The following is an 18,973-nucleotide window of genomic DNA, read 5'->3' on the forward strand; positions in this document are numbered from 1 at the left end:
TACTTCTAACCTAGGATTTAATAGGTCTTATAATTTTTTCCTGTTTTATTGTTTTATCAAATTTTGATTGATATTTAGTTTGTATCAATTGTAAATCCATTTCCGATTTATCAACTTCCTTTTGTAAAATAGCAGCACGTTCTATTATTAAATTGGAAGGTTTGAGTTCTTCCCATACTACATTGGAATATGCATCAGAAATTCGCTCTCTCAATTTTTCTTCATCTGCAAAAATTGATTTTTGTTTTGTTGCCAATAAATTGCTTCTTAAATCTTCCAGGGCTTTATAATAAGAATCTGCCTGAGCTATATGTTTCTTATTTTTCATTTTTGTTTTTAACTCAAGAATCGTTTTTTGTTGATTGGAAATAGCACTTACAGTTCTAGCTAATTGCTCATGCATGTAATAAAATTTCATATTTAAATCATATTGTAATTTTCGATCAGCCAAGCTAAAGTCTGGACGATCCGTATGTACTAATTTAATGGTGTCTATATAGGAAGAATTTCCAACAATTAGTTTTACCTGATAGTTTCCGGGTAAAACTTTTGGAGCACCAAACGCACCAAAATCTAATTTAGTACCACCTTCAGCAACTTTTGAAGGTTTCATTCTTTGATTCCAATAAATTTTATTAATCCCTTTTCTCTTAGTTCCTGGTAAACTTTGAATTAATTTTCCTTCCATATCCAGTATATCAATTTTGACATCATCATTCATCAATCGATCTTTTAAATAATATTGAAAGGGTTTAATATCATCTGGATTTCCTGCAACCCATCCACCACTTATTGGAGACCCACCTCCATATTTTCCAGTTGTTAAGTCAAGTTCCTTGGTATCAAATAATACGACATTTTGTTCTGCTAATTCTTTTGTCATATTTCGGATGGCAGTAATGTCGTCTATGACATAAATACCGCGACCATGAGTACCTATGATTAAAGCATTTTCTCTGGATTGTATTTGAATATCCCTAACCAATGCAAAATCCGGAATATTATTTTTCATTCGAAACCAATTTTCTCCGCGATCAAGACTCGCAAATAGTCCCATTTCTGTACCTAAAAATAACACGTTTTTATTGTGTGAATCTTCTTTTATTTTATGAGCAAAGCCGGTAAATTCTTTGTTGGTAATTTGGATCCAACTTTTGCCCATATCATTTGATTTTGCTAAATAAGTTTTATGATCTCCATAAGTATGATTATCAAATGTTACATACACTGTATTAATATCAAATTGGGATGCTTCAATACTGCTTACCCAAGTTTGAGCTGGAATTCCTGATGTGGCATAATTTGCTGAGACATTCGTCCAGCTTTTACCTCCATTTATAGTCAATTGTAAATTTCCATCATCGGTACCGACCCAAATTACCTGATCATCTAAAGGAGATTCTGCAACAGAATAAATAGTACAATGATTTTCAGCACTTGTATTATCTGCGCTTAGACCTCCAGAATTTTCTTGTTCTTGTTTTTTCTTATCATTTGTAGACAGATCCGGAGAAATTGTTGTCCAGTTTCTTCCTTGGTCAGTGGATTTAAATAGATATTGAGAAGCAACATATAAATTCTTTTTATTATTTGCTCCAGTCACTATCGGACTATTCCAATTCCAACGCATTTTATCTTGATTACCAGTTTGCTGCGGTTTCATGGAATAAGATTTAAATGTACGAAGGTCAACTCTTGCAGAATTTCCACCCTGACTTTCAGCAAATGCAATATTTGGATCTAAAGGATCCGGGACAGTCCAAAAACCATCACCCCAATATACTCCTTTCCAATCTCCATTGCCAATACCACCTGGATTAGCACTTGGTCCAATCCAAGAGCCGTTGTCTTGTAAGCCTCCATAAATGCGATAAGGATTTTGATTGTCAACAGCAACCCGATAAAATTGTCCTACTGGAAGATTCTGACAAAAAATCCAGGTTGCTCCCCGATCATTACTTATATATACACCACCATCTGTACCTAAATACATATTGCTGGTGTTGTTTGGATTGATCCACAAAGCATGATGATCACTATGAACCCATCCACCATCATAGCTTGCATCATTAAAAGAATATCCTCCATCATCTGAATACGAAAATTGGAAGGCAGGTCTATAAACTCTTTTAGGATCCTTTGGATCGATAACCAAAGTAGAAAAATAAAATGGCCTGGATACAACATTCATGGTAGCACTTTGTGGCTTCCAGGATTCCCCGGCATCCGAGGAAATAAATAGACCCGTGTTATTGGATTCAACTATAGCTAATAGATTTTCAGGGGCGCTTGGAGCTAATGCTAATGCAATTCGTCCAAAATCTCCTTCCGGTAATCCTTTTGTTATTTTTCTCCAGCTGGTACCACCATCCTCACTTTTATAAAGTGCTGATCCTTTGCCTCCGGATTCAAAAGAAAATGCTTTTCTTCTAAATTGCCAGGTCGTTGCATAGATAATATTTGGATTTAAAGGGTTGATTGCAATATCTGCACAACCGGTTTTTTCGTCTATATAAAGTATCTTATTCCAGGTTTTTCCTGCATCTATCGATTTATACAAACCTCTGTGCGGACTATCACACCAAAGTGCTCCGGGTGCAGCTACATAAACTGTATTTGAATTATTTGGATCCAGGAGGATTTTAGATATATGCTCTGTACTATCTAGCCCTATTTTTATCCAATTTTCTCCGGCATCATTGGATTTATATAAGCCTACACCAATAGAAACTGAATTTCTCATATTGCTTTCACCAGTTCCTGCATAAATTGTGGTAGGTTTTTTTTGGTCAATTGCAAGCGCTCCAATGGATTGACAATACTTATCAAAAATAGGCTTGAAGGAAGCTCCGGCATTGGTTGATTTCCAAATTCCACCGCCAGCAGTACCAATAAATAAATTCCGTGGTTCTGAGTTTACACCTTCTATGGCTGTGATCCGACCACTCATTGTGCCGGGACCTAATGCGCGAGCTTCTAATGCACCAAAAGTGGAGGCGTTAATTTTTTGCTGTCCGCTAAGAGTGTTAAAGCAAAACAATAATGAAAAGAGGCAAAAGAGAAAACGAGTCATATAATCCAATTTAAAGTTCAAAAATAAAGGACATAAGATCAACTACAAATAAATTAGACAAAACATCTATATAATTAGTCAAATGGTCCATTTGAGCTACAAAATTAATCTATTTATTGAATTACGAAGATTTTCGTAGAATTTTTGATTTTTGATCAAGCAATTTGGTTTTTGGCATTTGTTAAGGTGCTTTGTATAAATTTAGATTCATCCTGAGAAATGACAGCTATAAACAAGATTCTAAGGTTTTATTATTGTGTTTTAGTTCCGAATATCAGAATTTCTGAGTATATCTGGAATCAAATCTGGTTTGCTATAAACCACTTTAATAATGGTTCCGTATTTAAAAACATAGGACTATTTTCCAGATACGGTAACTCCAGTTTTGATTTGTAAAAAAATAAATAACATCATGACGGGATGGTAAGGAAAGGAAGAATATCCTGCTCAGGAGTTTGTATTTTTTAAAATTGACAATGGTTCACCTACTATTAAAATTACATTTGACCAGGAAGGTAGGTTGGAAAATATCGATGCTTTGTATTTAATGTTTGCATAAAAAACCAGTCAGAATCGGGTCCCGATTTATAATCAGGATAAGGCCGGAAAAGCTAGTCAATGGATTTTACTTTGTTTTCTTGTTTCACAAATGATTTATTTAATTGATATTAATTTAAATGACAAGGTTTCAAATGGGACTTATTTTTTAAAAATAATGACAATTTCTAATTCAAGCAATCCTGTAAATTGTCAACATAAAGTGGACTAAATATAACTTTAAATAAAGTAGTGGGCTTTCTGGAACCTTTAAATTTGGAAATTATGGAAACAAAAAAGAACTAAAAATTAAGTAATATTAATTAATTGTTTTGCCAATAGTTATGTATGGTTTGCAATTATAGAATCCATTCCAGAGGCTGGAGATCAAAATGAATTGAGCACACATTTCATTTCGACTAGGTATTGTCTATTTTATAAAGTTGGTTATATCCCTGAAAATTAACTTGGACCAATTTTTATTCTTCCATATCTTTTGTAGCTGCTTTATATTCTGCAATTAATTTTTGCTGAATATCTGGAGTTACCGGAGCATATTCATTAAAATGCATTGAAAATTTTGCTTTTCCTTGTGTCATAGACCGAAGACTGGAAGAATAATTATGCATTTCAGATAATGGAACTTTGGCTTTTATTTTTTTGTAATGTCCTTCTGAATCCATGCCTAATATAATTGCACGCCGAGTTTGCAAATCGCCCATGATATCGCCCATTGCTTCATCCTGACATAGAATTACTAATTCATAAACGGGCTCTAAAATTTGAGCTCCAGAACTATGAAATGCTTCTTTAAAGGCCATGGTTCCAGCAATTTGAAAGGCCATATCATTACTATCAACTGCATGCATTTTTCCATCAAAAACAGAAACCCGAATGTCTGTACAATAAGAACCCGTGAGCGGACCTTCAACCATTTTATTCATAATTCCTTTTTTGATGGCGGAAGAAAACTTTGTATCAATTGCACCACCAACAATACACCAAAAGAAAGAAAGTTTGCCACCCCAACTAAGCTCTTCTGCTTCCCGGTGTCTTACATTTAATCCAGCAGGATCAGGCATTCCTTCATGAAATGGTTCAACACGCATATGCACTTCGCCAAATTGCCCAGAACCACCAGATTGTTTTTTATGCCTATAGCTGGTATCAGAAGCTTTGGTTATTGTTTCAAGATATGGAATTTTTGGTTTTAAAAAATCTACATGTAAACCATGTAATTTTTCAATTCGGTATTTTAATAAATCAAGATGAAGTTGTCCCTGGCCATGTATTATATTTTGTTTTAATCGTTGAGAATGTTCCAAAACCAAGGTCGGATCTTCTTCTTGTAAATCATGGATGGATTTTATTAATTTTTCAAAATCATTTTTATTATCCGTTGAAATTGCAGCGCGGATTCTAGGTTCTGGAAATGGTATAGGTTCAATTTCTATATCATTTCCTTTAATGCTAAGTGTATTATTCGTATGGGTATCTTTCAATTTTACAACAACCCCTAAATCGCCGGCAACCAATTCATTTACAGCTTCCCGGTTTTTGCCATTTGAAACAAATATTTGATTTAATCTTTCAGAACCTCTATTAGAATTATTAATAAATTCATCCCCGGTTTTTATTTTACCAGAATAAACTTTAAAATAGGAAACCCTCCCAACTTTTGGTTCTGTCATGGTTTTATATACAAATAAAGTGGCAGGACCATTTGCATTTATGAAGAGCTCTCCAGTTTTTAATTTTGCAGCAGGGCGATCCGCCGGAGATGGACAAACATCATTAATGAAACCCATAATACGGCCACTTCCCATATTTTTTATAGCGGAACTACAAAATACCGGAAACAAACTTTGTTTTGCAATTCCTTTTCGCAAACCATCTGCTAATTCAGATTCATCCAAATTGCCAGTTTCAAAAAAATGTTCCATAAGGGTATCATCGTTTTCTGCTGCTGCTTCTACGATGGCATTATGCATTGATTGTGCTTTTTGCATTTCACTTGCTGGAATTTCTTTTTTAATTGGCTTCCCACCATCTGCCGGAAATTCATACATGATCATTCGAAGTGCATCAATTATGGCATTAAAATTTTTCCCAGGATTTAAAGGATATTGAAAAGGGATGAGTTTATGTCCAAAACGTGAAATTGCTTGATCCAAAGTAGCATCAAAATCTGCCTTTTCATGATCGCATTGATTAATGACAAACATCGCTGGTAAATTGAATTTTTCAACATATTCCCAAAGTAATTCTGTGCCAACTTCTACACCATGTGCTGCATTAATCGTCATGATTCCTAGATCTGCAACTTTCATAGAAGATAGAATTTCTCCAACAAAGTCATCGGATCCAGGGGTGTCAATTATATTTATTTTTGAATCCTTCCAGCTTACATGCATCAATTTGCTATATAAACTTGCTTTTCGTTCTTGTTCAATTTCTGAAAAATCAGATACTGTATTACCAGCATCAATCGTACCACGACGTGTAATTGCTTTTGCTTCGAAAAGCATACTTTCAATTAAACTGGTTTTTCCACTATGGGAATGACCGAGCAAGACTACATTTCTGATTTGTTTTGGATCAAAGCTCATATCCTGATGGTTTTATTTGTTTTGAAATAGTTGCAACAAGTTATCCTATTTAAGAAGATTTCCAAAAATTATTTTAATATATTTTTATAGATCCGCCTCCTTGAACAGTTTAATTAATATATGTAAATATTGGATATATATAATTAATTAATAATAGTATACTTAATTAAAATTGGTATTGGCTTTTTAAATTTGCTAGTTTAGAAAATTTGGCTGAAAGTACCTGCTTAGTAGGTTTGTGAATCTGCATTTAGGGAATTTCGAAAAAGGTTAGAATTGCATATTGCATCTAGGATTTATAAAAGTTGAAGTAAGTTAATTGACAGGCTTTATGAGATTTGGTTGGCTATCTTATTTAAAGCTTGATTTTACCAAAAATAAAGCTAGCTAAAACATTTTTAATATTTGATTAAAAGGACCCATCCATCCGTTTTAATTCTAAAAATGGATTTGAATTTTAGCTAAAGATCTTCAATTTACAGTCACTGAGAATTACCAATAGGTGGAGCTTATATTAACCATATTATTCAAAGATTTTTTTTAAATGGATCATCGAATTAAAGTTAGATTCCCTTTTAATTCAATGATTTCAGAATCGTTTGATCTTATTTTGGCATAATACACAAATACACCTGGATTCATTTTCTGTGTTTTGAATGTTCCATTCCAGCCAGAAGTTTGAACATTCATTGGTATATTTTGTGCATCAAATACTTTTACACCCCATCGATTGAAGATAGATAAAGTTTCAACAATTAAATGATCATCTCCTTGAATATAAAAATAATCATTTATATTATCTCCATTTGGAGAAAAGGAATTTGGAGCAAATACCTTATTTGATTTTTTCACGCGAATGAAAATAGAATCTGTTTGATTACAATTTCGTTCATCAATCACTTGGGTATAAACCCACATATTCTGGTTAGCTATAAAATTAATTTGACTACAATTATTACAATTTGAAAGATTTGTAGGATTCCAGAAAATATTTTTTAAATTTTTGTTTGACTGAAGATTCAGATTAATGCTTGATCCTTTATCAACTTCCAGGTCGTTTCCAAGGTCAATGATTAGTTCTTCAGGATTCACCAAAGTTATATGGATAGTATCTGTGATACAAGCTTTTGGATCTCGTATAAAGATTTCATAGGATCCTGAACTTAAATTCTCAATTTGAATTTGATTCCCAAGTTTCTTACCGTTTATAATAATTTCGAAAGGTTCAATAAAATCAGAATGATTTAGGATTCTAAAAATACCGTCATTTTGATTGAAACAAGAAATTGAATCCAATTCGTAATTCAAAGATAGCGGAGTAAAGCTGGTATTAAATAAGATCAAACTGTCACAGCCCTTTGCATTCGCTAATAGGATCGTATCAAGTTTTGCCTTTGTTGGGTCACAAGTACTTAGTTTAATTTGTGTGGTATCAGATGGGCTGTAAATGGTCGTGGTTATTATTACACTATCGCATTGCCTACCGTTTAAAATCCTGGTTTTTATTCCAACTGCAGTTAGATCACAGGAGCTTTGTATTAGCTGCGTTGTATCTGGAGGAATAAAAATGGTAGTTCTTAAAATAACGCTATCACAAGTGCTACCTTTAAATACCAAGGTATCTTTACCTGCGAGTGAGGATATACAAGTATTCTGTATAACTAAAAAAGTATCTGAAGGTAGAAAGTTAGTTGTTATTTGAACAATACTATCACAGCCAAATTTATTTTTTAACGCTTGGATATTAATTCCAGATTGGGAAAGCTGGCACGTTGTTTTGGAAATAAATATGGAATCTGATGGATTTAAAATAATTTCTTTTGTTACGAGACTATCGCAACCAAACTGGTTCGAATAGATGCTTGAAAAAATACCTACTTTAGATTTGTCGCAACTTGTGCTTTGAATGTAAGTGGTATCTAATTTGAGTGGGATATAACTTGTAATCACTAAACTATCGCAAAAACCGTTTGTAAATTTTATAGTGTCAATATAGCTTATTAGTAAACCACAGATTTTGCTTTCAATAAAAGTAATTTGTTGTGGGCTATAAATTGTAAAGATTGTTATAATACTGTCGCAGCCAAGATTATTTTTCAAATACATTAGGCTTGTATCCACCTTAGTTAAATCACAGGTATTAACGATTACAAAATTGCTATCCTTTCTTAACGGAATATATTCTGTGATTACCAATGAATCACAATATTGACCTTTTAAGAACAGGGTATCTTTTGAGTATGCAAGATAATTGCAATCCGATTTTTGTAAATTTGTAATGGTGTCTGAGCGAAGTGTAAATTCAAAAAATAGCAAGGAATCGCAACCATTAGAATTTTTCAAATAAAGGGTATCATATTTTTTGTTTTGGGGATCGCAAGTATTTATTTGAATGTATGTACTATCTGTGAAGCGTTTTATTTTTTCAAGAATGACAATACTATCACAGCCATGGATTGAATAGGAAAATGTATCTATTGAATTTTGGAGAATGGTACAGGAATAGTTTGTTAATCTTAAAGTGTCGGTATTACTTCGATGAGAAAAGCTAGCCTGGCAACTATCAATGTTTCCACAATCATCTTCCGCATAAAAGGTGAGATGGAGCGGATTTTTTGTTGAATCTCCATTAAAATTAGTACTTAGCGTAACATTACTGCAATCGGAATTCGTTTTTGAAAACCCAAACGTTTTCAGCCAAGCTCGCAAGGAATCCTGGGTGTTCGGAATGCAGGCAAAGTTTTTAGTTTCCGCTTTAATAATAAATTTAGGAGCCGTGGTATCGATCACCGTAAATTTTGCAATTGCAGAACTTTCGTTGCCACAAAAATCTTTTGCTACGAATTCAACGGTTACAGATTCGCAATTTTTTATTGGAGGATTAGAGTAGTTTGCATTCCAGTTAATTGTGCAGTCATCTGAAGCAATCGCATTGCCATTATTCCGAATCCAGTTATTAAATGCTTTTGGGATATCTAGATTGCAATCGATCGTTATATTTTCAGGAAGCTTGATGAATTTCGGAGGTATATCGATGACATCAATGATTTGAACTACTGTTGTAAAATTTCCACATCCATCGGTGATTTCCCAATCGCGGGTAATTTTTTTAGTACAGGGATCCATTTCTTCTATAGTTTCTATTAAAGTAACCATCGGATTTGGATCACAATTATCAGTTATATCCAGGGTTGGAATATTTGGAATCAATTGTTCGCAGGCAACTGTTATATCAATTGGCGGTTTATTGACCTTTGGTTTTTCTTTATCTTCAATACATTTTTCAAATATTTTAATATCATCAATGAGCATTCCTATTTGACTACCATTTATGGTATTATTTCCGGTATCTGTAAAATCCATATTAGCGGATGAGGAAGTTGCAGTAAAAACATAACTTGCCTTTAACCAGATGATCTGTCCTGGATTTGTGGCAGTCCAATTTACATTCAGCCAATTTCCAATTTTCAAATTTGCAGTATAATTTCCTGGCTTATCAAATTTGGCATAATAAAACTCAATTGTATACTGGTTACCAGGTGTTAGACCTGTAAGTGGGTAAGACATAGTACCAACGCCATAACCAGGTCCTGAAGGAGAACCAAACAAATCAATAAAATTGGAAGGCCCATTTGGATTTCCACAACTACTACAGAAATAATGATCTTTGTCAACATGATCTACAGAACCTGCGGTTATATTCCATGGGCCCATTGGACCCGCTGGATAATTTATAAACCAGGCTGGTGGAGGATCGGGCGAAAATTCAAAATCTAAACCCTGGAAATTCAATTCTTGTAGCGTGTCTTTACAACAACAACCACCTTGGGCTGGTAAGCTCTGAGTTATTAGTTCAAAAAGAAAAAAGCAAACAAAAATTTTTAAAAAAAAAGTACGCATTGATTAATAAACAGGTTTCATTTTGGACACTCGTTCAAATATAAATTATTTAATATTTACCATGGTCTCGAAGTCAAATTTACATAAATTAAAGGACTTTTGATAAGGCTTAGAAATTTATATTTAAATAACCGTCATCCGGTATTGACACCATTTTTACGAGCATTTAAAGTAATTTTAGAGGGTCCTTTAATTTTTAGATAGGTCGAATTAGTAAATCATTGAAAAGTTTATGAAGCTTGCCTTTTGATTGGATGGTTTAAGCAGTGAATTCTTAAATTTCAATATATTTTATAGAATAAATGGCAAAATTATTTAATTTAAAGTGTTATTAATTAATTATATATACATATGTATTATTATAATATAAATCTGAGTTTAAAGGGATCTCAATATTTTTCAAAATTTTCATCATTATTTTGTGTAAATGTCCTACTTTTGCAGTCCATTTTAAAAGACTATAGACATGATTGCAGTCGTTAACATTGCAGGACAACAATTTAAAGTAAGTTCAGGGCAGAAAGTTTATGTACATCGTCAAGAGGACGGAATTGGAAGCAAAGTCAATTTTGATCAGGTTTTAATGCTTATAAATGGAGATGCAACAACGGTTGGTATGCCAACTGTAGAAGGTGCTAGTGTTTCTGCAACGGTATTAGATCATCTAAAAGGCGATAAAGTTATCGTTTTCAAGAAAAAAAGAAGAAAAGGATACCAAAAAAAGAATGGTCACCGCCAGTCTTTTACTCAAATTCAAGTCGATTCAATTAATGTTTAATTTTTAAAAGGTACAGTCATGGCACATAAAAAAGGGGAAGGTAGTACAAGTAACGGACGCGACAGTAATAGTAAAAGATTAGGTGTTAAATTGTTTGGAGGCCAGAAAGCTATTGCAGGTAATATCATAGTTCGCCAACGAGGAACCAAATATCACCCAGGTACAAATGTTGGAGTTGGTAAGGATTTTACCTTGTTCGCTTTAAAGCCAGGGGTCGTTACTTTTAAGAAAACCTTTAGTGATCGGAATGTAGTTCACGTTCTTTAGGCAAATTTTCATACTTTTTATTTTATTGCATTTTGAATAGCTCAACTATTTAAAAATTTGGTATTTGTAAACCTTTATTCTCAAGGATTTTAATTGGCTATTTACCTCCTTAAATGCATATACCATTTAGATTTCGACTAAATTTGTTAAATAAAATAAAAATAGTAGCCATTTAAGTTAAATTAATTGAAAGTTTTAGCGTCTAAGTATAAGGTATTATACCTTCGATTAAAATCATAGCTATGAAATTTAACATTGGAATTTTTCAATTTTTATTATTCGGTTTATTCATTTCTTGTAGCCCAAGTTTAAGTCCGTTTACACAAAAACTTTATGAATCTAATAATTGGTCTGTAGATGAATTAAAGCAGATCCAATTCTATATATCGGATGATATTGTATTGCGACGAAAAGTAACGGAAGGCCAGACCATGATTCAAAATGGTAAGATCAAAACAATCGATGGTGAAAAAATTGAAGAGCTCATATTTAAAAGAGGAACACCCTGTGTATATTTATTTTCACCGAAGGAAGAACGCTTTGCTATTAGCTTTGAACAATCGGAGCCACCAAAATATTTGATGTTTGGTCCGAATCCAAAATATAGCAACCGATATGTATTATTAGGTAAAGAATGGAATCGAAATTCCGGTTCTATTACATATCAGGATGCAAATTGGTATACAACCACAGAATCTGCTTACGCTTGTTTGTTAGTAGACTTAAAGCGGGCTAGTAGTATTCAAAGAAATTCAAAAATTGTGAAAGGCCAGCGTGTTGGAGAATAAGGATTTCAAATTTCTATTAAATTGCAATTCTTTATTTTTTGAATCAAAAATAGCCTCGAATCCCTTTACATTAATTCTTCGTATGGAATGGAATCTGTGATTTGAGGATTTGGTTTTGGTTTTTCAGTTCTGGAAAACAAGTCAACTGAACCATTTTCTAACCGCAGTACACCCCGAGGACAAACTGCAGCACAAATTCCACAACCTACGCAAGATGCCCTGACAATATTAGCGCCTCGTTGAGCATACGAACGCACATCAATACCCATTTCACAATAGGTAGTACAATTCCCACAGGAAATACATTGAGATCCATTAGTTGTAATTCTGAATCTAGAAAAAAATCGTTGTTGAATACCAAGAATTGCCGCCATTGGACAGCCAAACCGACACCAAACTCTGCTTCCTAAGAGTGGATAAAAACCAACACCAATCACACCAGAAAAAACAGCTCCTATTATAAATCCATACCAACTTCTTAAAGCAGCAGAAGATATTCCTAATACATGGGTTTGTCCAGTTTGGAAAGTATAGATTACTCCCGCGGTCATGATAATTGAAAAGAGGAGAACCGCATATACTAAGATGCGTTCCAATTTCCAGGATTTTATGGATTTATCAGAAAGATGTCTGAAAGAATCACCTGCAGTTTCTGCAAGTCCCCCACATCCACAAACCCAGGAACAATACCATCTCTTTCCATAAAAGTAAGTTAATACAGGTGAAATAAAAACAATCATAAGGATCCCAAAAAGTAACATGTTCCGTCCGATATTTCCATGCGACAAGAGTTCTTGAATATGCCAACCATCAAAGAAATAATAATTTAATGGCCACATATTTTTATAGTCATTGTATGGAAGATTCATTTTTAATAAATATTCCGGAAGTAAAAATGCAATACCAGTTTGAAAAAACATCACAGAAATAGTCCGAATGACCTGATATCTATTATGCCTGTATTTTAAAATAAACTTGATTCCAAAAAGTAAAATTGCAAGTGTATATAAAGCGCCATAGACAAACCATTGACTCGCTGGTTTGTTTTTTAAATACATACTTAGTGGATCAAAAAATGCAATCAATCCAGTATTTTCTCCGGCATCAGAATGCCCCAGATATTCAGGCCACCAATACAGAATACAATAAAAGAAAGTTAAGATTAAAGAGACTATCCATGCAGTGGCTTTTCGGGCACTAATCCCTTGTATCCAAATGTGATTATTTTGAATACCGGAAGGACGTGTAAGATAGATTAAAAGAGAATATAATAGGATTCCAATGGACAAACTTCCCAGACTAATAAGCAACCAATTGTCACCAAAAGGGAATGCTAGAATCGGCAATTTATCAAATGTTGCCAAGATTAAAATGAGAACACCAAAACAAATGACAATCCAAGAAATCCATTGAAAGAATTTTATGAATTGATATTTAAAAGTTTTTAAAGTAGTGTCCATAGTATTCAATTTTTTTTAAAGAAACGAAGCACAGCATTTAAAGATCCAGAACTGCGAAGACTTGTTTTTTTACCAAATTTTAATTTGTAAATTTTCAGCAATTTTGGTGCAACATCAGAATAAAATTCAGGTTCAAAAAATGCAAGCCTGATATTCGCAACTACATTTTCTAATGGAGTTTTTTTACGAATCCATTGTTCGCAAACTTCTTGCCGGAATCTAAAACCCATTAAATTGAATCCTTTAATAATTTTAGTATCCTCGTCAAATATAAGTCGAATACTTTTCTTACCAGAACTTGACTCCCAATACAAGGTATCCAAAGGATATTCAATTTTATTTGGAACCAATCCATACACTTGATATTCTATATCAAAAAATTTGGCAGAATTAAACCAAATTAATTGTTCATAAGGTTTGGGTTCAACACAAATTGTATATGCTAAGGTTTCACCCATGATGCTCCCGGTATACCAAACAGCTTCTATCGCTTTACGATCTTTTATGGGTTCTCGCAATTGAACACAATCGCCAATCGCATATACATTAGGAATATTCGTTTCTAAATAATTGTTGACTAAAATTCCTTTGTCACATGCTAATGGCGTATTTCTCAAGAAGTCAATATTAGGACTTACCCCTGTAGTGATTCCAACAAATTCACATGGAATCGTGTGTCCTTTATCTGTTAAAATAGAGGCTACCTTTCCGTTTTCGTTCGCATTAATTTTTAAAAGTCCAGTTTCATGCCTTAAATCAATTTGATGTTCTAAAATATGTCTGGAAACCAATGCTGCTTCTTCTGCTGGCAAAACTGCACTCCAATAAGCAGAATCTCTTGCTAATAAAACTACTTTTATATTTCTTGAATGTAACATTTCGGCTAATTCAACCCCAATTAGCCCACCCCCTACAATTACTGCAGATTTTATTCCTTCGCTAAGGAATTCTATTTTATCTAAATCTTGTTTGGTATAAAGTCCACAAACACCTTCTAACTCCTGGCCTTCCCAATTGAAATAATTGGATTTAGATCCGGTAGCAAGGATAAGCCGATCATATTTATAAGAGGCACCATCAGTTGCTTGAAGTATCTTATTATAAAAATTTATGCTTTGTATATGATTGTAAATTAATTCAATACGATTTTTTTTATAAAAATCTGCATCGTAAGGTAGGATATCCTGCCACCGCATATGGCCCATATAAACATACATTAATGCGGTTCTTGAAAAGAAATAATCGGATTCAGAAGAAATTACAGTGATGCGGTGATCACTCAATTTACGGATCCATCTAGCAGCTGTAATTCCCGCAATTCCATTTCCAATGATTACAATATGTTCCATTAGGCTTAAATGACTGTCATTTTTAGAATTTGAAAAATTAACTACGAAAAGTACTGTAGAATGTTAAAAGTCGAAATTAATTAATAAAAAACTATATTTTTGCAAACTTATCATTTTTCATTAACAAAATATTTCCATATGAAACAATTGTACTTTTTGTTTTTTCTCTTTTTTGTCTTGAACATCAATACGGATGCTCAGGCACCGCGCCGGGTCTTGGTGGAGGAATTTACACAAGCTTCCTGTCCGCCTTGTGCCGTTTACAATCCTGGCTTTCATAAAATTATTTTTACACCTGGAAACGAAACGAAAGTGAGTTTACTATGCTACCAAACTAGCTGGCCAGGTTCAGATCCAATGAATGCCCAAAATCCTACCGATGTTGCCAACCGGGTAACATATTATGCTGTGAATGCAGTGCCAGACTGTTTTGCAGATGGTGGCGCAACTAAAACTGGAACACCCATATTTCATGGGAATATTGCGGATTTCACACAAAGTATTATTGATAATAGAGCCGCTGTTACAAGTCCTGTAGAAGTTACAGTCGACCATATTTTAAGAGACAAACTCGATTCCGTTTCGATTTCAGTGACCGTTAAAAATGTAAGCGCAAATGCATTACTAGATGAAAATACTTTACAAATTGCATTAATTGAAAAGGAAGTTGACTTTAAAATTGCTCCTGGTACTAATGGAGAAATGGAATTCTTTTCAGTAACTAGAAAATTGGTACCAAATTCAGGAGGTACAAAAGTGGGTGCTTTAGATCCAGGTGCCAGCAAAACGTTTAACTACACTATAGTGATTCCTACGTATATCTATAATCTTCGGAATATTGGAGTCATCACGTTCGTTCAACATACAACTAAAAAGGAAATCCTTCAATCTGCAGAAAGTTATCCAAAACCATTACCTACAGCAAGCAAGTATGTTGATTTAAGGGCAACTGGAACAGTTAATGGGTATACTGGACTTTGTGATGGAAATGTTAGTATGAAAGTTGATTTATTCAATGATGGAACAGATACTATAAAAACGATTTCAATAGATTTAATTGTAAATAGTGTTAAACAAACTGGTCAAACTGCATTGGCAGTTAATTTACCAGCTGGTGGTGTAGGAAGCTACGAATTTAAAAATATAAATATTAAAGCTGGAAAATCTTCTTTAAACTATCGCATTAATAATGTGAATGGTGCAAGTAAGGATATTGATAAATTAAATCATACGAATGTAGTTACCGTATTGTATAATGTAGAGGCAACTCCATTTGCAACAGCAATAAATGAAGAATTTGCAGTTTCGGCTCGGGGTGTTTTTCCTGCCCATACATATTCTGAAAACAACTCATCAATGCGTGTTTATCCAGCGGATAAAGCGTTTTTTGGCGTTACAGAAGAGGTTGGTGGCTTTGGAAATTCTCCATTTTCTTTATTCTGGGACTTTTATTTTGGTCCAGAAAATACAGAAGTTAATTTTTTCTTTGACAAAGTGGATTTAACAAATAGTAAGAATACTTTTTTTGCTATTAGTAGAGCGTATGCACAAAAAGGTACTGAGTTAGCAAGTTTAATAATAGAAGCTTCAAAAGATTGTGGAGCAAATTGGACTACATTTTATGCTAAGGAAGGTGCAGATTTAGCAACTGCTGATCCAAGTCCTGGTGCTTTTTTTGCACCAAACTCTGCACAATGGATTCGCGATACGGTAAGTATTGCTGAATTTGATGGAGCGGCCGAAGTGATCTTTAGATTAAAAGGTTATAATCCTTTTGGCGGTTCTAATTTAATGTTTTTAGATGATATCAATGTTGGATCCCTAATTGTCGGAACGGATGAACCAGGTATTTTAAACAAGATCTCTATTTACCCAAATCCTACACACGATAAATTGACGCTTGATATCAGCACAACAGAAGCTGCAATTGCAACGGTTCAATTATTCGATGTAAATGGCAAAATGGTATCTGTTTTAGACCATAATGCAAGCTTAATTCAAGGTAAAAATGTAAAAACCTATAATGTTTCTGGTTTTCATTCTGGAATTTATAACTTAAAAGTTGTGACTCCAAAAGGTGTTAGAAACAGCTTTGTTACCATTCATTAAAAGAATTTAACAAATCAAAATCAAATTAGCCAATTCGGGATTCTCGGATTGGCTAATTTTTTTTAGTTAAAATTGACGCAAAACATGCATAAAATAATATCTTTACAATTAGTTATCTAATCACTCGGCCTATGAAATATAGTTACTTGATTATCAGTTTGTTATTTGTTCAGGTACTGGTTGCTCAAAACACTCGTTTTGCGGTTAGTCCTAGTCCAAATACAATTTTCTTTGTTCCAGACATGACAGATCACAATGCACATGGAAAAATAAAGAATAAAACAAACGCGAATATTAACATGCTTTGGACGCGTGAAATACTGATGTTGCCAGCAGCTTGGAGTACTTATGTATGTGATGCAAATAATTGTTATGCTGATTTTGTTGGTAAGTGTCCAGAAGGACATCCCAATATTGTTAAACCAAATGATTCTTCAACATTAGATGTGCATGTTTTTGACGATGGAAATTTGGGAGAAGCCCATATTGTAATGTGGGTTTATGAAAAAGAAGACACTACAAAAAAATTTAAAGCGGATTACTCCTTTAATAAAGTTGTAACCTCCAATCGAGAGGTTAAAAACATTGAAACTAAAGTGTATCCGAACCCTGCATATAATTCATTTTCAGTTGAATATAACACTGGATTGACAAGAATTGAACTGTATTCAATTTTAGGAAAGAAAGTCACTTCTTACCAGGCATCAGGTAAAATTAGCTATGATATTAGCTTTTTAGATGATGGCCTTTATTTCGTTAAGCTAATAGGCCCAAATGAACAAATGTTGCGGACTGTCAGACTTCAAAAGAGATCTTATAAACCGTAAGAAACTTATAAGGATATTTTTATGAAAATCCATAAAAGCTCAGTTTTTAACTGGGCTTTTTTTATAGTATTAAAAACCAAAATCCAGCATTTGATTCTGCGATTTCCAATTTTCAGTACTTAATAGCTGAAATTTAGGAATTAACAAGGGTATTCAACGAAGTTCCGGGGTGTTTCCGATAGGCGAATATGAATATCCAAATGGCTGGGAATCACGTTTCTTAGGATTTTATATATTTCAATGCAAATATTTTCAGAAGTTGGAATTTTTCCAATAAATTCAGGACAATCCATATTTAGGTTTTTATGATCATATCGATTTTCTACATTTATTTCAATGATTTCCTTTAAAACCTTTAAATCCATCAAAATACCTGTGTTATGGTCCAGTTCTCCCATAATTTTAACCTCCATCTCATAGTTATGGCCATGATAATTTGGATTGCTACAAATTCCAAAGACATCTTTGTTTTTTTCATCTGTCCAATCTGGTTTGTAAAGCCTATGAGCGGCATTGAAATGTCCTTTTCTGATTATAGCGATTCGCATGAGCTTATTTTGATGCAAAACTAAGGAAATTTATAGTGTACCGTCGAATTTGGGCTTTTGAGCTGTATATTTTTACGATTTCTGAACATATAATTTGAGTTCAATAAGCTGAAGCACCTTATATTTGCCCTGCTTTAAAAGCCAATTATGGAATCAAACCATATCCCATTTAGTTACGTACCAATTCTAATTCAGTTTTTTGTTGCTATGGGTTTTGTAGTATTTGTTTTGATAGCTACACATCTTTTAGGACCAAAACTGAGTGGGAAGCGAAAAGATGCAAGTTTTGAATGTGGCCTGGATAGCGTAGGAAATGCTAGAAGTCCATTTTCAATCCGGTACTTTATGACAGCGATTTTATTTGTACTTTTTGATGTGGAAATCATTTTTATGTACCCTTGGGCTGTTAATTTTAGAACTTTAGGATGGTTTGGTTTCGTCGAAATGTTGATTTTTTTGGCCTTGCTTATGGCTGGTTTTTATTATGTATTAATGAAAGGTGTATTAAAATGGGAAACCAGGGAAGATGTTTAATTGATTGTGAAAATTATAGATGAATTTCTTTATGGATCACCATCTTATTTTAAGAATTGGAAAATCCATTAAATACTAAAGATTTACGATTCTAAGGTTTTCTAATAAATATTCATTTTAAATTAAAACTGATCATAAGCTTGACATTAATTTTTGAGAATAGAATATTCGAAAACGCGATTTACATTTTGGAA

12 protein-coding genes are annotated in these 18,973 nt (G+C 33.5%); 6 read left to right on the plus strand and 6 right to left on the minus strand.

Annotated features, from left to right (window positions below):
* Positions 1–10: 10 nt before the first annotated feature.
* The 3 genes from IPO86_05705 to IPO86_05715 all read right to left on the minus strand — a co-directional run bounded on the left by IPO86_05705 (position 11) and on the right by IPO86_05715 (position 10,119).
* Positions 11–3,073, minus strand: a complete 3,063-nt coding sequence (locus tag IPO86_05705) for a glycosyl hydrolase (GenBank protein ID MBK9727597.1) — start codon at positions 3,071–3,073, stop codon at positions 11–13.
* Between the two features lie 1,016 nt (positions 3,074–4,089).
* A complete protein-coding gene (locus tag IPO86_05710; protein ID MBK9727598.1) occupies positions 4,090–6,219 on the minus strand; it encodes an elongation factor G in 2,130 nt (709 codons plus the stop codon).
* 549 nt (positions 6,220–6,768) lie between these two features.
* Positions 6,769–10,119 (minus strand): gliding motility-associated C-terminal domain-containing protein, encoded by a 3,351-nt coding sequence (locus tag IPO86_05715; protein ID MBK9727599.1) that lies wholly within the window; start codon positions 10,117–10,119, stop codon positions 6,769–6,771.
* Positions 10,120–10,585: 466 nt separating this feature from the next.
* Here IPO86_05715 and rplU point away from each other — a divergent pair, with 466 nt between their 5' ends.
* The 3 genes from rplU (at position 10,586) to IPO86_05730 (ending at position 11,952) form a co-directional block, all read left to right on the plus strand.
* Entirely contained in the window at positions 10,586–10,897 is a 312-nt protein-coding gene (rplU, locus tag IPO86_05720) for a 50S ribosomal protein L21 (GenBank protein ID MBK9727600.1), read from the plus strand.
* A gap of 18 nt (positions 10,898–10,915) precedes the next feature.
* On the plus strand, positions 10,916–11,164 hold the full coding sequence (gene rpmA, locus IPO86_05725; protein MBK9727601.1) for a 50S ribosomal protein L27: 249 nt from the start codon (positions 10,916–10,918) through the stop codon (positions 11,162–11,164).
* Between the two features lie 242 nt (positions 11,165–11,406).
* Positions 11,407–11,952: a hypothetical protein gene (locus tag IPO86_05730; protein MBK9727602.1), complete on the plus strand. Its 546-nt coding sequence runs from the start codon at positions 11,407–11,409 to the stop codon at positions 11,950–11,952.
* A 65-nt stretch (positions 11,953–12,017) separates the two neighbouring features.
* On the opposite strand, the gene IPO86_05735 is transcribed toward IPO86_05730, so the two are convergent.
* Both IPO86_05735 and IPO86_05740 read right to left on the minus strand, forming a co-directional pair.
* A complete protein-coding gene (locus IPO86_05735; protein ID MBK9727603.1) occupies positions 12,018–13,412 on the minus strand; it encodes a 4Fe-4S binding protein in 1,395 nt (464 codons plus the stop codon).
* Positions 13,413–13,417: 5 nt separating this feature from the next.
* The gene (locus IPO86_05740; protein MBK9727604.1) at positions 13,418–14,761 is read right to left on the minus strand and encodes an NAD(P)/FAD-dependent oxidoreductase; all 1,344 of its coding nucleotides are present in this window, start codon (positions 14,759–14,761) and stop codon (positions 13,418–13,420) included.
* A gap of 138 nt (positions 14,762–14,899) precedes the next feature.
* Here IPO86_05740 and IPO86_05745 point away from each other — a divergent pair, with 138 nt between their 5' ends.
* Together IPO86_05745 and IPO86_05750 are read left to right on the plus strand one after the other, a co-directional pair.
* On the plus strand, positions 14,900–16,870 hold the full coding sequence (locus tag IPO86_05745) for a T9SS type A sorting domain-containing protein (GenBank protein ID MBK9727605.1): 1,971 nt from the start codon (positions 14,900–14,902) through the stop codon (positions 16,868–16,870).
* A 131-nt stretch (positions 16,871–17,001) separates the two neighbouring features.
* On the plus strand, positions 17,002–17,697 hold the full coding sequence (locus IPO86_05750; protein MBK9727606.1) for a T9SS type A sorting domain-containing protein: 696 nt from the start codon (positions 17,002–17,004) through the stop codon (positions 17,695–17,697).
* 140 nt (positions 17,698–17,837) lie between these two features.
* Here IPO86_05750 and IPO86_05755 read toward each other — a convergent pair whose 3' ends face one another.
* Complete coding sequence (locus IPO86_05755; protein ID MBK9727607.1) at positions 17,838–18,245, minus strand: 6-carboxytetrahydropterin synthase; 408 nt, start codon at positions 18,243–18,245, stop codon at positions 17,838–17,840.
* A gap of 147 nt (positions 18,246–18,392) precedes the next feature.
* On the opposite strand from IPO86_05755, the gene IPO86_05760 reads away from it, so the two are divergent.
* Positions 18,393–18,779, plus strand: a complete 387-nt coding sequence (locus IPO86_05760; GenBank protein ID MBK9727608.1) for an NADH-quinone oxidoreductase subunit A — start codon at positions 18,393–18,395, stop codon at positions 18,777–18,779.
* Positions 18,780–18,973 lie beyond the last annotated feature (194 nt).

The sequence above is a fragment of the Saprospiraceae bacterium genome, from assembly GCA_016717265.1.
GTDB lineage: Bacteria > Bacteroidota > Bacteroidia > Chitinophagales > Saprospiraceae > Vicinibacter.

Bases quoted from the DNA above. Each gene is read 5' to 3' on its own strand.
- IPO86_05705 (MBK9727597.1), bottom strand. From the start codon at position 3,073: ATGACTCGTTTTCTCTTTTGCCTCTTTTCATTATTGTTTTGCTTTAAC.
- IPO86_05710 (MBK9727598.1), bottom strand. From the start codon at position 6,219: ATGAGCTTTGATCCAAAACAAATCAGAAATGTAGTCTTGCTCGGTCAT.
- IPO86_05715 (MBK9727599.1), bottom strand. From the start codon at position 10,119: ATGCGTACTTTTTTTTTAAAAATTTTTGTTTGCTTTTTTCTTTTTGAA.
- rplU (MBK9727600.1), top strand. From the start codon at position 10,586: ATGATTGCAGTCGTTAACATTGCAGGACAACAATTTAAAGTAAGTTCA.
- rpmA (MBK9727601.1), top strand. From the start codon at position 10,916: ATGGCACATAAAAAAGGGGAAGGTAGTACAAGTAACGGACGCGACAGT.
- IPO86_05730 (MBK9727602.1), top strand. From the start codon at position 11,407: ATGAAATTTAACATTGGAATTTTTCAATTTTTATTATTCGGTTTATTC.
- IPO86_05735 (MBK9727603.1), bottom strand. From the start codon at position 13,412: ATGGACACTACTTTAAAAACTTTTAAATATCAATTCATAAAATTCTTT.
- IPO86_05740 (MBK9727604.1), bottom strand. From the start codon at position 14,761: ATGGAACATATTGTAATCATTGGAAATGGAATTGCGGGAATTACAGCT.
- IPO86_05745 (MBK9727605.1), top strand. From the start codon at position 14,900: ATGAAACAATTGTACTTTTTGTTTTTTCTCTTTTTTGTCTTGAACATC.
- IPO86_05750 (MBK9727606.1), top strand. From the start codon at position 17,002: ATGAAATATAGTTACTTGATTATCAGTTTGTTATTTGTTCAGGTACTG.
- IPO86_05755 (MBK9727607.1), bottom strand. From the start codon at position 18,245: ATGCGAATCGCTATAATCAGAAAAGGACATTTCAATGCCGCTCATAGG.
- IPO86_05760 (MBK9727608.1), top strand. From the start codon at position 18,393: ATGGAATCAAACCATATCCCATTTAGTTACGTACCAATTCTAATTCAG.